Source organism: Nitratireductor arenosus (assembly GCF_009742725.1).
Taxonomy (GTDB): domain Bacteria; phylum Pseudomonadota; class Alphaproteobacteria; order Rhizobiales; family Rhizobiaceae; genus Mangrovimarina; species Mangrovimarina arenosa.
Window position 1 is genome coordinate 66,428 of record NZ_WPHG01000008.1, and the last position, 12,679, is coordinate 79,106.

Annotated in this window: 15 protein-coding genes; 12 read left to right on the forward strand and 3 right to left on the reverse strand. The window is 64.0% G+C overall.

The annotated features are described in order from the left end of the window. Positions 1-139: 139 nt before the first annotated feature. The 8 genes from GN330_RS21575 (at position 140) to GN330_RS21610 (ending at position 6,852) form a co-directional block, all read left to right on the forward strand. Complete coding sequence (locus GN330_RS21575) at positions 140-2,485, forward strand: putative monovalent cation/H+ antiporter subunit A (RefSeq protein ID WP_156715470.1); 2,346 nt, start codon at positions 140-142, stop codon at positions 2,483-2,485. A gap of 1 nt (position 2,486) precedes the next feature. Beyond that, complete coding sequence (locus tag GN330_RS21580) at positions 2,487-2,906, forward strand: Na+/H+ antiporter subunit B (protein WP_156715473.1); 420 nt, start codon at positions 2,487-2,489, stop codon at positions 2,904-2,906. Then, positions 2,906-3,283: a Na+/H+ antiporter subunit C gene (locus GN330_RS21585; protein WP_156715476.1), complete on the forward strand. Its 378-nt coding sequence runs from the start codon at positions 2,906-2,908 to the stop codon at positions 3,281-3,283. The genes GN330_RS21580 and GN330_RS21585 overlap by 1 nt, the downstream gene beginning before the upstream one ends. Before the next feature lie 5 nt (positions 3,284-3,288). Then, positions 3,289-4,860, forward strand: coding sequence for a Na+/H+ antiporter subunit D (locus GN330_RS21590; RefSeq protein ID WP_156715479.1), 1,572 nt, complete (start codon positions 3,289-3,291; stop codon positions 4,858-4,860). Then, on the forward strand, positions 4,857-5,330 hold the full coding sequence (locus GN330_RS21595; RefSeq protein WP_106571065.1) for a Na+/H+ antiporter subunit E: 474 nt from the start codon (positions 4,857-4,859) through the stop codon (positions 5,328-5,330). The genes GN330_RS21590 and GN330_RS21595 overlap by 4 nt, the downstream gene beginning before the upstream one ends. Then, positions 5,327-5,653, forward strand: a complete 327-nt coding sequence (locus GN330_RS21600; RefSeq protein WP_343041037.1) for a cation:proton antiporter — start codon at positions 5,327-5,329, stop codon at positions 5,651-5,653. Before GN330_RS21595 ends, GN330_RS21600 begins: the two co-directional genes overlap by 4 nt. Next, on the forward strand, positions 5,650-6,009 hold the full coding sequence (gene mnhG, locus GN330_RS21605) for a monovalent cation/H(+) antiporter subunit G (RefSeq protein ID WP_156715481.1): 360 nt from the start codon (positions 5,650-5,652) through the stop codon (positions 6,007-6,009). The genes GN330_RS21600 and mnhG overlap by 4 nt, the downstream gene beginning before the upstream one ends. Before the next feature lie 420 nt (positions 6,010-6,429). Further along, the gene (locus GN330_RS21610) at positions 6,430-6,852 is read left to right on the forward strand and encodes a Ros/MucR family transcriptional regulator (RefSeq protein ID WP_156715483.1); all 423 of its coding nucleotides are present in this window, start codon (positions 6,430-6,432) and stop codon (positions 6,850-6,852) included. A 21-nt stretch (positions 6,853-6,873) separates the two neighbouring features. Here the strand turns inward: GN330_RS21610 and GN330_RS21615 are convergent, their stop codons facing one another. Next, complete coding sequence (locus GN330_RS21615; protein WP_246188804.1) at positions 6,874-7,188, reverse strand: cytoplasmic protein; 315 nt, start codon at positions 7,186-7,188, stop codon at positions 6,874-6,876. Between the two features lie 350 nt (positions 7,189-7,538). Between GN330_RS21615 and GN330_RS24240 the strand changes: the two genes are divergently transcribed. Both GN330_RS24240 and GN330_RS21625 read left to right on the forward strand, forming a co-directional pair. Further along, complete coding sequence (locus tag GN330_RS24240) at positions 7,539-7,829, forward strand: helix-turn-helix domain-containing protein (RefSeq protein ID WP_156715670.1); 291 nt, start codon at positions 7,539-7,541, stop codon at positions 7,827-7,829. A gap of 1 nt (position 7,830) precedes the next feature. After that, positions 7,831-8,649: a DUF6456 domain-containing protein gene (locus GN330_RS21625; protein ID WP_156715485.1), complete on the forward strand. Its 819-nt coding sequence runs from the start codon at positions 7,831-7,833 to the stop codon at positions 8,647-8,649. A gap of 87 nt (positions 8,650-8,736) precedes the next feature. Here GN330_RS21625 and GN330_RS21630 read toward each other — a convergent pair whose 3' ends face one another. Both GN330_RS21630 and GN330_RS21635 read right to left on the reverse strand, forming a co-directional pair. Beyond that, on the reverse strand, positions 8,737-9,165 hold the full coding sequence (locus GN330_RS21630) for a SufE family protein (RefSeq protein WP_156715487.1): 429 nt from the start codon (positions 9,163-9,165) through the stop codon (positions 8,737-8,739). 76 nt (positions 9,166-9,241) lie between these two features. Further along, a complete protein-coding gene (locus GN330_RS21635) occupies positions 9,242-9,577 on the reverse strand; it encodes a DUF5330 domain-containing protein (protein WP_156715489.1) in 336 nt (111 codons plus the stop codon). 460 nt (positions 9,578-10,037) lie between these two features. Between GN330_RS21635 and GN330_RS21640 the strand changes: the two genes are divergently transcribed. Then, positions 10,038-11,825, forward strand: coding sequence for a sensor histidine kinase (locus GN330_RS21640; RefSeq protein ID WP_156715491.1), 1,788 nt, complete (start codon positions 10,038-10,040; stop codon positions 11,823-11,825). After that, positions 11,800-12,594 (forward strand): peptidoglycan-binding domain-containing protein, encoded by a 795-nt coding sequence (locus tag GN330_RS21645; protein WP_156715493.1) that lies wholly within the window; start codon positions 11,800-11,802, stop codon positions 12,592-12,594. The genes GN330_RS21640 and GN330_RS21645 overlap by 26 nt, the downstream gene beginning before the upstream one ends. Positions 12,595-12,679 lie beyond the last annotated feature (85 nt).

Consider the following 12,679-nt stretch of genomic DNA (forward strand, 5'->3'; position numbering starts at 1 on the left):
TCGCACGCCGCCGGCGGATTTTCCCGTTCGCCAAGCGCGGCCAGGCGCCGCATCCGCTTGCCCGGCGCAGGGCGAGCCGCTATGTCACGACGGAATTGCATTACCGGCGCGGGGGCTCGCGCGAAAACAGGACCTTTGAATGGCGAGCGGATCGCAATCGCTGACCTTCTTCGCGCTAGTCTTGCCGTTTCTTGCCGCGTTGGCCGCACCGTTCCTGACACGGGTGTTGAAACACAACGCCGCCTGGGTGCTGGCGATCGCGCCGGCCTTCATCTTCCTCCATTTCGCCGGGCTGCTCGACACGATCGCCGGCGGGGCCACCGTGTCGGGTGGCTACTCCTGGATCCCCAGCCTCGACATTCGCTTTTCCTGGTTCCTCGACGGCCTGTCGCTGACCTTCGCCCTGCTGATCTCGGGCATCGGCACGCTGATCGTTCTGTATTCGGGCGGTTATCTGAAGGGTCATCCCCAACTCGGACGTTTCTTTTCCTTCATCCTCTTGTTCATGGGGGCGATGCAGGGGCTGGTCGTTTCCGATTCCTTCCTCACCCTGTTCGTGTTCTGGGAACTGACTTCGATCACCTCCTTCCTGCTGATCGGCTTCGACCACAAGCGCGAGGCCTCGCGCCGCGCCGCCATCCAGGCGCTGGTGGTGACCGGTCTCGGCGGACTGTCGCTTCTGGCCGGCCTGCTGGTGATATGGATCGCAACCGGCGAAACGGAGCTTTCCGGGCTGCTGGCCGCCGGCGACACCATGCGGCATAGCGCCTTGTATCTGGTGGCGCTTGTGCTGGTGCTGGGCGGCGCCTTCACCAAGTCGGCCCAGTTTCCGTTTCACTTTTGGCTGCCAAACGCGATGGAGGCGCCGACACCGGTATCGGCCTATCTCCACTCGGCGACCATGGTGAAGGCCGGCGTCTATCTCGTCATGCGGCTCAACCCGGCCTTCGGCGGCACGGATGCCTGGGAAACCGTGCTGCCGGTCTTCGGCGGCACGACGCTGATCGTCGGAACGCTGCTGGCGATCCGCCAGACGGACCTGAAACTGATGCTCGCCTACACCACCGTCGCCTCACTCGGCATCCTGGTCATGCTGACCGGGCTCGGCTCCGACAAGGCTGTCGAGGGCGCGGTGCTCTATCTCGTCGCCCATTCCCTGTTCAAGGGCACGCTGTTCATGGTTGCCGGCGTGATCGACCACGAGAGCGGCACCCGTGACGTCACCAAGCTGGGCGGCTTGCGCCGGGCAATGCCGGTCACCTTCGCCGCCGCCCTTCTGGCAGCGCTGTCGATGGGCGGGCTGCCGCCCTTCTTCGGCTTTCTGGCCAAGGAGGAGATCTACGCCGCACTGCAGTTTCAGGACGGCTGGCACGGCCTGTTCACGCTGGTCGCCATTCTCGGCAATGCGCTGATGCTGGTGATCGGTTTCGCGGTGGCGCTGAAGCCGTTCCTGGGCCCGCGCGTGGCGACGCCGAAGGACGCCCATGAAGGGTCGGTGCTGTTGTGGCTCGGGCCACTGGCGCTGGCCACACTCGGGCTTGTCTCGGCGCTGTTGTCCGGAACCGCGCATCACTTTGTCTCGAGCCCGATGGCGAGCGCGGTCGCTGGCAGCGACATCGCGGTCCACATTTCGGTCGTGCCGCACGTCAGCCTGCCGCTCGTGCTTTCGGTGCTGACCGTTGTTTTGGGTATCGTCGTCTATTGGCGCCTCGATCAGGCACGCGCGGCGATAGCCGGCTTGCTCGCCGCGATCGGCTGGGGCCCGGATCGTGGGTTCGACCAGACGATCCGCGGGTTGCTGCGCGTCTCCTTCGGCGTGACGAGGATTATCCAGAGCGGGCGGATGGAGGTCTATATGACCGTTACCTTCATCGCTATCGCGCTGGCGCTGTGGGCGCCGATGACCGTGTTTGGTGAATTGCCGGATCTGCCCGACATGCCGAACCTGCCGTTTTACGAATGGACGGTGCTCGCGATCGCCGCCATCGGCCTGGGCGCGGTGGTCTACGCGCAGGACCGGCTGACGGCGATCGTGTCGCTGGGCATCCAGGGTTTCGCGGTGGCGCTGCTGTTCATGCTGTTGGGTGCGCCCGACCTGTCGTTCACCCAGTTCATGGTCGAGACGTTGTCGGTGGTCATTCTTGCCTTGGCGATGACGCGTCTGCGCCTGCATCCAAGCGATCACCGGCCGACCAACGAAAAACTGCTCGACATCGCCGTGGCGGCAGCGTGCGGGGCCGGCTTCGGGCTTTTGATTCTGAAAGTGACCCAGATGCCGTTCGACGACAGCCTGTCGGAGTTCTTCAAGACCTATTCCTATGTGATCGCGCACGGGCGCAACGTGGTGAACGTCATCCTGGTCGATTTCCGCGGCCTCGACACGCTCGGCGAAATCGCCGTCGTCATGATCGCCGGGCTCGCGATCCTGGCCCTGATCCGCGTCAGGGTCCCGAAACCGGCTGCAGACGGCAAGGAAGGCGGCTGAGATGAGAACCGTCATCTTCCGCACCAGCGCACCCTATCTGACCAGCCTGATGGTGCTGTTTTCGGTGTTCGTGCTGCTGCGCGGCCACAACGAGCCCGGCGGCGGCTTCATCGGCGGCCTGATCGCCGCGTCCGCCTTCGCAATCTACGGCATCGCCTGCGGCGTCTCGCCGGTGCGCAGGGCGCTCTATTTCCATCCGATGGCGCTGTCCGGCTTCGGTCTGTTCCTGGCGGCGCTGTCCGGCTTCGCATCGCTGTTTTTCGGCGTGCCGTTCCTCACCGGACTGTGGACGTCGCCTGAAATCCTCGGCGTGACGGTCGATCTGTCGACCGTGCTGTTTTTCGATATCGGGGTTTATTTCGTTGTGGTCGGCTCGGTCACCTCGATCGCGCTTGCGCTCGAAGAACGGGAGCGGGTGTAATGGAAACCGCGCTGTCGGGCCTGGTCGGGCTGTTCTACGCCGTTGCAGTCTATCTGATGCTGTCCAAGCACACGATCCGGATGATTCTGGGCATCGTGATCCTGGGCAACGCCGTCAACATGACTATCTTCGCCGCCGGTCGGGTGTTGCGCGAGGTGCCGCCGATCATACCGGCCGGCTTCGACACGCCGCCCGAATCGGTCGCCAATCCGCTGCCGCAAGCACTCGTCCTGACGGCGATCGTGATTTCGTTTTCGTTTTTCGCCTTCCTTTTGGTTCTGGCCTATCGCGCCTACCAGGAGCTCGGCACCGACGACACCGATGAGATGCGCGTGGCCGAACCCGATGGCGAGGGTCCGCCGCCGATGGGATACTGACCGAGATGGCCGTAAGCAGCGCAAATTCCGTCGATCTCGGCGCGGCGATGGTGACTGCCCCGACGGCGCTCGCCGACTGGGTCGTGATCTTGCCGGTCGCGCTGCCGATCCTGGGCGGCGCCATCCTGCTGATGGTGCGCCACCAGGTCCGCCTGCACGCCTGGATGGCGGTCGTCGTGGCGGCGGCGACCCTGGCCGCGACGACCGCACTGCTTGGCCGGGTGATCGCCGAGGGCGCGCTGGTGATGACGATGGGGCGCTGGCTGCCGCCTTTCGGCATCAGTTTCAACGCCGACGCGCTTGGCGCGACCTTCGCGCTCACCGCCACCTTCGTCACGCTCCTGGGTGCGCTGTTTGCAATCCGCGACATCGACGGGACCGGCCGACGCTATGGCTTCTACCCGTTCCTGCTGTTGATGCTGGCCGGCGTCAACGGATCCTTTCTGACCGGGGATCTGTTCAATCTCTATGTCTGGTTCGAGGTCTTCGTCATCTCGTCCTTCGGACTTCTGGTGCTCGGCTCCGAACAGCGCCAAATCGACGGCGCGACCAAATATGCCGTGCTCAACCTCGTCGCAACGACCGTGTTTCTGATCGCCACCGGCGCGCTCTACGGCACGCTCGGCACGCTCAATATGGCCGATATCGCCAACAAGGTCGGGGCCGCGCGCGAGACAGGCCCGCTGATGACGATCGCGACCTTGTTGTTGTTGGCCTTCGGCATGAAGGCGGCCGCCTTTCCGCTCAATTTCTGGCTGCCGGCCTCCTATCACACGCCGCGGATCGTCACCTCGGCGCTGTTCGGCGGTCTTCTGACCAAAGTCGGCATCTATGCGCTGCTGCGCTCGATGATGGTGCTGTTCCCGCTCGAGCGGATCGTGCTGTCCGAGTTGATCGCCTGGGTCGCCGGCGCGACGATGGTGTTGGGCATTATGGGGGCGCTGGCGCAGTCCGATCTGCGTCGCATCGTCGGCTTCGTCGTGGTGTCGGGCATCGGCGTGATGCTGGCCGGCCTGGCTCTCGGCAGCCCGCTCGGGCTCGCCGGCACCGTGCTCTACGCGGTTCATTCGATCCTGATCATGACCGCGCTTTATCTTCTGGTCGGCCTGATGCACGAAGCCGGCGGCAGCTATTCGCTGCATGATGTCGCCGGACTGTATCGGGCGCATCCGATGCTGGCGGCGATCGCCTTCGCGCTGGTGCTAGCGGCGGCAGGCTTGCCTCCCCTTTCGGGTCTGTGGCCCAAGGTCGTGCTGGTGAAGGCGTCGCTGGATGCGGGCATGTGGTGGCTGGCGATCGCCATCCTGGTGAGCGGGATCCTGACGACGGTCGCGCTTGCGCGGGTGTTCGCGCTCGCGTTCTGGCGCGATAGGCCGGAAGGCAGTCCGGCCGGCGACGACGGCGCGGCGACGCAACTCGGCGGCGGCTATGCCATACTGGCGGGGCTGCTGGTGCCGGCGGTTTGGATCGGCGTGTACCCCGAACCGGTTCTGCAACTCGCGCAGCTCGCGGCGGCCGGATTGACCGACCCGTCCGCCTATCTGGAGGCCGTCTTTCCGCTGGGACCCGGCTCATGATCCTCTATCTGAACCATATCCTGCTTGCCCTGGCCTGGATGGCGATCACCGGCTCGGCCAGTTTTTCGAATTTCCTGCTTGGCTTCGCGTTCGGGGCGGCGGCGCTTTATCTCATCCGCGAGCAGGTCGGATCGCTGGGCTATTTCGCGCGCGCGCGCCGCGTCGTCGCGCTCGCACTCCTGTTCGCCTACGAACTCGTCCTGTCGGCCTGGCGTGTCGCGGTTCTGGTCCTGCAACCCAGGATGGACCTGAAGCCCGGCATCTTCGCCTATCCGCTCAAGGTCGACCGCGATTTCGAAATCACGCTGCTCGCCAATCTGATCACGCTGACCCCGGGCACGCTTTCGGTCGACGTGTCGGAGGATCGCCGCTTCCTCTATGTGCACGCGATCGACTGTTCGGATCCAGACCAGACCCGGTTCGACATCGCCACCGGCTTCGAGCGCAAGATCCTGGAGGCGTTCCGGTGAGCGGCGGGGAGACGTTTCTGGTTCTGGCCGAGGACATCGCGCTCGGCCTGTTGAGCCTGTCCTTTCTGGTCACTGTGTTTCGTGTCATGCGCGGCCCGACGCTGCCCGACCGCATCATCGCGCTCGACATGCTGGTGTCGGTGGCGATTGGTTTCATTGCGGTGATCGGCATCAAGACGGGCATTACGCTTTATGTCGACGTGGCCATCGCGCTCGGCCTGGTCGGCTTCCTGGCCACCGTCGCCTTCGCGCGTTTCGTGATGAGCCGCCGTGCCGGCGAGGAAGGCGAGACGCCACCGCCGAAAAGCGAGGTGCAGCGATGATGGCCGAACTGTATAATTATGTTGTCGGGGCGCTGATCGTCATCGGCGCCGCTTTCGCGCTGGTCGCGGCGATAGGGCTGGTGCGCTTGCCGGATTTCTACAGCCGCACGCACGCCGCATCGAAGGCCGGCACGCTTGGCGCCTGCGTGATGCTGATCGCGCTCAGCATCTATACCGACGACGCGTCGGTGACCACGCGCGCGCTAGCTGGGGTGGTGTTTTTTCTACTGACCGCGCCGATCTCCGCCCATCTTCTTGCCAGAGCCGCCTATATCGCCGGCTACAAGCTGTGGCATGGGTCGGTGCATGATGACATGGCGCGACAGGTAAAAAGCAGCCCCGCCGACGTCGATTGACGCCGCCGCCAGGCGAGTTCCTCGCACGGCGGTGTTTCACACAAGGACGCGCCGTCACCCGACGGGGCGCGGTCACGGCACAGGTTGGTTGATTGCAGGCTTCAGGTCCGCTTCTGCCGCCGGCATGTCGATCGCGCGGAAATCTCACAACGGGCCGGAATCTCTACTTTGGAACTGCTAAGCGTCGCAAAAAACGCGTAATGGTTGTAAATGATAAATTAAGGATACAAATTCTAGGGGGTAGGCTGTATGTATTTCCCCCTAAAATAATCCGAGGTTTTCCTTGAATTATTTAGCGAAGGGGTTATCTACGGGGCGAGTGAAACGTCGTTAGTGATGGCGTTCGCGCAGATTTGGCGAGCAGCGCCGAAGAACGCTGCATGACAATCGAATATCTTGAAAACGGGGCCTTAGACAAACATGGAAACTTCCGAGACGTCGGTGGCAAACAACGACACTCTGATCGAACTGACGGCTGACGTGGTTGCTGCCTATGTCAGCAACAACCCGGTGCCGGCGGCTGAATTGCCTAACCTGATCGCCGAGATTCACGCAGCCCTGGGCCGCGTCGGCGGCTCTGCGGAAATCGTGCCGGCGGAAAAGCCGAAACCGGCCGTCAATCCGAAAAAGTCGATCCACGACGACTACATTATCTGTCTCGAGGACGGCAAGAAGTTCAAATCGCTCAAGCGTCATCTGATGACGCATTACGGGCTGACGCCTGACCAGTATCGCGAAAAATGGGGCCTCGACGCGACCTATCCGATGGTTGCGCCGAGCTATGCCGCGGCGCGGTCCCAACTTGCAAAGAAGATGGGACTCGGCCGCAAGAGCAAGAGCTGAGTTTGCGTCCGGTTTCGTGACTTATCGAGCGGCGCCTTCGGGCGCCGTTTTCGTTTTGCCCGCGCGTGATGGCGTATTGGCCCCCAGCAGATCATAGACTTGTTTCAGCGCGATATGCCGGTTGAGATCGTAGCTCCAGTGGCGCGCCTCTCCCTTCAGCCTCTCCCGTTCGATGAGCCGTTTGAGGCGTAGGCGCACCAGGCGTTTGCGTGCGACCGGCGCGTCCACGGCGGTTTCAAGGTCGATACCGCAGACGGCAAACAGCGCGACCCGGTTCGCGGCCACGCGGGCCTGCTCGGCTTTCTTTCCGCCGAAGGCTTGCGCCTCGTCGATCATGCGTCGCATCCGAATCTCCCGTCCCGCTGTCGGTGACGAGTCTTGCCGGTTCTGGTCGGGCGGGGAGGAAATCGGCGGGATTGCCAGGTTTCTTCGAAAAAAGATCAAAGAAAATCAGAGATTTGATCCAATGCTACCCTAGCGTGCGTTTCCTGTTTGTTCACAGGTTGCTGGTGGATCGATATAAGAACATATTCCTATTATCGAAAAAGGAAACATGTCTCGTGATCGTCAACCGTGCCTTTGACGCAGCCGCTGGGGCGGGCCGCCCGGGTCAGGCCCGGCCCGCCTGTACGGAACAACACGCCTCGAAAGACCCGATCGAGCGTAAGATCGAGATCTGCGAATGCATGATCGACATCGCGGCGGCGATCTTCGGGGTCAGCAGCAAGGAGTTGCGTCGCCCGGGCCGCACCGCGCTCGCGGTCGCGCGCGTGCGCCAGATAGCGATGTATGTCGCCCATGTCGTCCTGGGCCTGTCGATGAGCGAGGTCGGTCGCGGCTTCGGGCGCGACCGCACGACTGTCCTTCATGCATGCCACCTGATCGAGGACATGCGCGACGACGAGGAATTCGACACCATCGTGGCTATGGCCGAGCGTGTCGCCCGCGCGGCGCTGCGGTATCGGGATTTTGCCTGAGATGGCCGTCGAAACCCGGAAGCCGAAATCGCGTATTCTGCGGTTCCTGGCCTGCAACGCGGCGACCGTCGAGGCGTGCGCCGACGTGGGCCGAAAACGCCTCGTGGGCGCGACCCGCGGGACGATCAGCGTTCAAACCGAGGCGCTGGAGGCCGTGTTGCGGGCCGGACTGGCGCGCGAATGCGATGGTGGTCTCGTGCTGACCGCCGCCGGCCAGGCAAGCCTGGTGCGGATGAAGGCGGGGCGGGATCCGTTCCGCGCGCAGCACGGGGAAACGATCGAGGTCGAGATAGACGTCGAAGGTAGGCGCAACACGGTCAGACGCAATCTGGCCGAATCGCCCCTGTCACAGCTCGCACGCCGGCGTGGGCGCGACGGCGCGGCGTTTCTGAGCGAAGCCGAGGTCAATGCCGGCGAGCGCTTGCGCTCGGACTACGACAGAGGTCGCCTGACACCGCGCATCAGTGCCAACTGGGATGCCGCCATCGCGTCGCGCCGTCGCGGCGAGGGTGGCGGTGTCGCGGAGTTGACCGAAGCGGCGCTGGCGGCGCGTCAGCGCGTCGACGCGGCCATCGGGGCCGTCGGTCCCGAACTTTCCGGCATCCTGATCGACGTCTGCTGTTTCCTCAAGGGGATAGGGCAGGTCGAAGCCGAACGCCAATGGCCGTCACGCTCCGCAAAGATCTTGCTCAAGGCGGCGCTCGCCGCCCTGGCCCGCCACTATGCGCCGGGCTCCCCACGGATCCACCGCCGCCGCGGCCATCACTGGGGAGCCGAGGATTTCCGGCCATCCCTGCGATCGCCGGCCACCGGAGCATGACCGCCCAAAACGGACGTCGGCCCGAGGAGGATAGCCACGCGAGGCATCGTGGTCGATCATGAGCCATTCCGGCGCGATCGCGCCGGGTCAGGCTTTTTCGCGCAACGCCGTTTCGGCGTCCTTGCGCATCCGCAAAACCATGGCGCGCAGGCCGTTGGCCCGCTGCGGTGTCAGGTGCTCGTCGAGGCCGAGCTGCCGCAACACCGGTTCGGCGTCGGTCGTGGCGATCATGCTTGCCCTTTTTCCCGAATAGAGCGCGAGCATGATCGCGACCAGGCCGCGCACGATATGGGCGTCCGAATCGCCGGTGAACCGGATGACGGGGTCGTCGCCCGCCTCCCGCTTGGTGGTCAGCCAGACCTGGCTGACGCAGCCGCGCACCTTGTTTGCGTCGGTCTTGTGCTCGTCGGGGAAGGGCGGCAGGTCGCGGCCGAGATCGATCACATAACGGTAGCGATCCTCCCAGTCGTCGAGAAAGGAGAAGTCGTCGAGTATGGTTTGCAGGTCAGATGTCATGAATCGCGCAGCCTTTGCCCCCGCATATAGGGGCTCGCGCGGCGTACGTCACTTCCTGAATGCCGATTGCGGCGAATCAATCCGCCGTCGCACCGGTGTCCGCGGGCTCCGTCGCAACGGTTCCCGTGGTCAGGGCCGGGTCGGACTGCCCGAACTGATCGTCCAGCAATTCGTAGGCGATGCGCGCGCTTTCGCGGGCCCGCACGCCGATCGTCTGGACCGCGGCGCGGCCGGTTTCGCACACATCGGGCTGACGATCGCACATCGATGACACGTCGCTGATGGCGGCCCGCGCGGCGAACACTGCCTCGAGCGGATCGACCGTGGCTTCGGGGTCCGTGCCCTCCGGCGAGATCGGCAGAAGAAGCAGGACCAGCGAAAACCAGAATGCCGTCTTGATCAGGAAACCCATTGTTTCTTCCCCATCGACAAAGCCGGGCTTTACATCTGCGTGGCCAGGCTTTTCCCTTCCCGTACCGACATGCCACACGGCTGCGAAAGGACGCTTGCCGCAAAAGGGGACTTTTTCGTCAAATTCGACGCAAATGCGCGCAATCGGCCTTTAAGGAAAACTTGCCGCGATTCCCACCTGTTCCGGCAAGCTCGTATTAACGAACTACAGCGCTGATTTTTCTGATTTTTTTGGACCGGAAGGGGCGAGTTGCGGCTTGCTTCCGATCAAAGGCCGCCGATGGGGACGCATACCAAGTGTTTACCATCCGCCGATGTTCCGCCGGCCGTGCCCTGCTAAAATCGGATTTTCCGTCAAGCTTCGCGCTGTGATTGCCGGCCCTTATTCATTCCTTAAAGGGAGAATGAGAGTTTCGGGAAAACGGTGATCCGCTAAGCGGACAAGTGGCGAGTGCGTGTTTTTGGGTAGCGTCGATAAAAGTCTCGGAGGATGGCAGAACAGGCTTTCGCAGGCTTGCGAGGGGCTGGTGCATCCGGGCGTCGCCGAGCCCGGCGAGCGAGCGCGCCAGCGCCGCCTGCTGGCGGCGTCGCTGACCGGTCCGTTTCTCGCCTCCGCCGCGTTCGCGCAGGTGCTGACCGTTCCGCTGGGCGTTTCGGCGGCACTTGCCGCGATCTGCATGGCCTTCGTGGCCGGATGGTCCGCAGCCGTGATCGTGGCGCAGACCGGCTCGCGGCGGATAGCCGGCCCGCTTGCCCTTTGCGCGGCGGTGCTTTCAAGCGCCGTCGTCATGTCTTTCGCCGGCGGTACCGCCTCGCCGCTTTTTCTCGCTTGGCTTCCCCTGATCGCGGAAACCGACAATGTCGGTCGCAACCGCCGATTTTTGCTGACGGGGTTAGTCGCCGCCGGCGCGGCGATCCTGCTGGCGGGCCTGGCCGGCTTCGTCCTGCCCGACCTTCCGGCAATCGGGGCGTCGGCCGGTCATTGGCTGCTGCCGGTGATCTATGCCGGCCTGTGGTTCGCGCGCAAGACCGGCGACCGGGATATTTCGCGCGACCAGGCCGGCGCGCCCGATGAGGACGCGCTCGACGGGTTGCTCGACGCGGTGACGTTGCGGTTCGCCGCAAATGGCGAACTGACCGACGTCTCGACGCAGGCGCGTGAGCTGTTGCGTCTGGAACCGGAGTTTTTGCTCAGCACGGGATTTTTCGACCGGATCCACGTATCCGACCGGGTTCACTATCTCAACGCGCTGGCCGACATGCGCGAAGGCGCCGACCGTTGTTCGCTGGAGTTGCGGGTGCGTCTGCCGCGCCTGAACAAGGGCGATGTCGGGGCCATCTACGGCCCGTTCCGGCTGGAGTTTGCCGGTGGCGCAGCAGCCGGCGGTTTCGTCGGTTTCCTGCGCGCCAATGACGACATGGTCCGGCTGCGCGACGAACTGGAGACGGCGGTTGCGCGCGCCGAAGCCGACCGTTCACGGTTCCTGTCCACCGTCAGCCACGAATTGCGGACGCCGCTCAACGCGATCATCGGGTTTTCCGACATGCTCTTGCAGGACCTGGCGGGTCCGCTCGCCAATGAGCGCCAGCGCGACTATGTCGGGCTGGTTCAGGAATCAGGCCAGCATCTGCTTTCCGTGGTGAACTCGATCCTCGATATCGCCAAGATCCAGGCCGGAACCTATACGCCCAGCAATGAGCGTTTCGCGGTCGACCAGATCGTCGCGACCGCGCGCTCGATCGTGTCGTGCCAGGCGAGAGCCAAGCAGGTGCGCGTCGATGTCGCCGGCGATCACCCGCTCGGCGAGGTTTTGGCCGATAAGCGCGCCCTGCAGCAGATCCTGATCAACCTGCTCGCCAACGCGGTCAAGTTCACGCCCGAAGGCGGCACCGTGACGGTCGGCGGATCGCGCGACGACGGCTGGCTCGAATTGTGGGTCAGCGATACCGGCATTGGCATGGCCGAAGACGAACTCCACCAGATCGGCAGACCGTTTTTCCAGGTTGTGAACGACTACACCCGCCAATATGAGGGGACCGGGCTCGGATTGGCGCTTGTTAAAGGGCTGGTCGAGCGCAATGGCGGCACCATGGCGATCGAAAGCGCTCCGGGCGAGGGCACGACGGTCACGATCGCGGTGCCCGAAGGTGCCCCCGTTGCACACGAACCCGCGCCGCATGTCGTGAAAATCGAGACGGAAAGACAATCGAGAGACGCATCCGATGACCCGCTCCGCAAATTCGCGTAGAAAAAGCCCGGTCCTGGCCGAGACGCTTGGCGGCCTCGCGACCGTCGTCGGCGCCACGGTTGCCCGCAACCCGATCCTTGTCGGTGGCGTGACGGCGTTTGTCGTGGCGTTGGGCTATGTGTCTGCCAACGCGCTCTGGTACCAGCCCTATCAGCATCCCAGGCCGCTGATGCAGACGCGCATCATGGTCAAGGCCCAAGCGCCTGCCCCCAGCCGGGTGCTGCGCGAGGAGCCGGTGGTTGCGGTGCTGCCGCCGAGCCCGGATGTCACCGCCTCGGTGCCGCCGCCGGCCGTCGGCGATCCGGTGGTGCGCAAGGTGCAGGCCACGCTTGCGCGCCTGGACCTCTACGATGGCGACGTCGACGGGCTTTCGGGGCCGCTGACCAAGCAGGCGATCGCCGCCTATCAAAAGACGATAGGGCTCGAGGTCGACGGCGAGGTCAGTGATGCGCTGCTGCGGCAGATCGAGGGTCCGCAGGCCGAAGAGAAAATCGCTGCCTTGCCCGCGCCGGCGCCGCGTCCGCAACCGCGCCAGGCAGCCTCTGCCGAAGACAGACCGGCGCCGGGACGCCTCGGCGATGCCGATATCGTCAAGATCCAGGCTGGATTGCGGGCTTTCGGCCATGACGGGATCGACCTTGACGGGATCGTTGGCGACCAGACAAGCAGCGCGATCCGCGAGTTCCAGTCGCTGTTCGGTCTTCCCGTCACCGGCCAGCCTGACGCGCAATTGCTTGCCAAGATGACCGAAATCGGACTTACGAACTAGAGCCGTTCTGCTTTTCACGGAATCGCATATCGGCTCCAACTTATTGTTTTAACGCGTTTCCGAGCGGCGAAGCGGCATCCACTTC

What these genes read in the sequence shown, in the direction of transcription:
- GN330_RS21580 (WP_156715473.1), top strand. Translation starts at nt 2,487, where the DNA reads ATGAGAACCGTCATCTTCCGCACCAGCGCACCCTATCTGACCAGCCTG.
- GN330_RS21585 (WP_156715476.1), top strand. Translation starts at nt 2,906, where the DNA reads ATGGAAACCGCGCTGTCGGGCCTGGTCGGGCTGTTCTACGCCGTTGCA.
- GN330_RS21610 (WP_156715483.1), top strand. Translation starts at nt 6,430, where the DNA reads ATGGAAACTTCCGAGACGTCGGTGGCAAACAACGACACTCTGATCGAA.
- GN330_RS21635 (WP_156715489.1), bottom strand. Translation starts at nt 9,577, where the DNA reads ATGGGTTTCCTGATCAAGACGGCATTCTGGTTTTCGCTGGTCCTGCTT.
- GN330_RS21590 (WP_156715479.1), top strand. Translation starts at nt 3,289, where the DNA reads ATGGCCGTAAGCAGCGCAAATTCCGTCGATCTCGGCGCGGCGATGGTG.
- GN330_RS21645 (WP_156715493.1), top strand. Translation starts at nt 11,800, where the DNA reads ATGACCCGCTCCGCAAATTCGCGTAGAAAAAGCCCGGTCCTGGCCGAG.
- GN330_RS21595 (WP_106571065.1), top strand. Translation starts at nt 4,857, where the DNA reads ATGATCCTCTATCTGAACCATATCCTGCTTGCCCTGGCCTGGATGGCG.
- GN330_RS21630 (WP_156715487.1), bottom strand. Translation starts at nt 9,165, where the DNA reads ATGACATCTGACCTGCAAACCATACTCGACGACTTCTCCTTTCTCGAC.
- GN330_RS21615 (WP_246188804.1), bottom strand. Translation starts at nt 7,188, where the DNA reads ATGATCGACGAGGCGCAAGCCTTCGGCGGAAAGAAAGCCGAGCAGGCC.
- GN330_RS21625 (WP_156715485.1), top strand. Translation starts at nt 7,831, where the DNA reads ATGGCCGTCGAAACCCGGAAGCCGAAATCGCGTATTCTGCGGTTCCTG.
- mnhG (WP_156715481.1), top strand. Translation starts at nt 5,650, where the DNA reads ATGATGGCCGAACTGTATAATTATGTTGTCGGGGCGCTGATCGTCATC.
- GN330_RS21575 (WP_156715470.1), top strand. Translation starts at nt 140, where the DNA reads ATGGCGAGCGGATCGCAATCGCTGACCTTCTTCGCGCTAGTCTTGCCG.
- GN330_RS24240 (WP_156715670.1), top strand. Translation starts at nt 7,539, where the DNA reads ATGATCGACATCGCGGCGGCGATCTTCGGGGTCAGCAGCAAGGAGTTG.